This window comes from Bradyrhizobium sp. NBAIM08 (assembly GCF_020193935.1).
Classification (GTDB): Bacteria; Pseudomonadota; Alphaproteobacteria; order Rhizobiales; family Xanthobacteraceae; genus Bradyrhizobium; species Bradyrhizobium yuanmingense.
Map to the genome: position 1 here is coordinate 1 of NZ_JADYVR010000099.1, position 537 is coordinate 537.

The 537-nt window shown below is 66.9% G+C and carries 1 pseudogene; it reads right to left on the reverse strand.

The features are described 5' to 3' along the window. Positions 1 to 439 (reverse strand): annotated as a pseudogene (locus tag I6F37_RS38595) (hypothetical protein); the annotation flags it as partial. Positions 440 to 537: the final 98 nt, after the last annotated feature.

Here is a 537-nt window from a genome sequence, read left to right on the forward strand (position 1 = left end):
CTATGTGAGCGTCCCCTCGGCGACCGATCCGGGGCTGGCGCCGAAGGGATGCTCGGCCGTCTTCGTGCTCGCGCCGACGCCGACGCTCAGCCGGATGCCCGGCGCCGACTGGCAGGCAGAGACTTTGAAGATAAAGGCGCGCGTGACGGAGACGCTCGCGCATCACGGCGTGCGCCTCGACCCCGCGCGCGTCGTCTGCGCCCAATTGCCTGATCGCGTCGAGCGTGACGCTGTTGTCGGTCACGTAATTGCGCGGGGTGACGATGACGACGCGCGTCACTCCCAGGCGTTTTTGCAGCCGCTGATAATCCGCCACCGTTGCGTTCGCAGGCTTCGCGACGGGCGGCGCGAAGCGGGGATCGTAGATATGGATATGACAGTCCGCCGCATGCGCCGGCGCTTTGAGCCTGGGCGGCTCGGTGCCGGACGAATTCGGCACTCTATGTTCAGTGCTGGCGGGCGCGCTAGCCAAGCGGGACCTTCACTTTCTTCCCGATTGGAGCTTAGGCGTGCGGCTGCGGTCCGCGGGGTCATTCC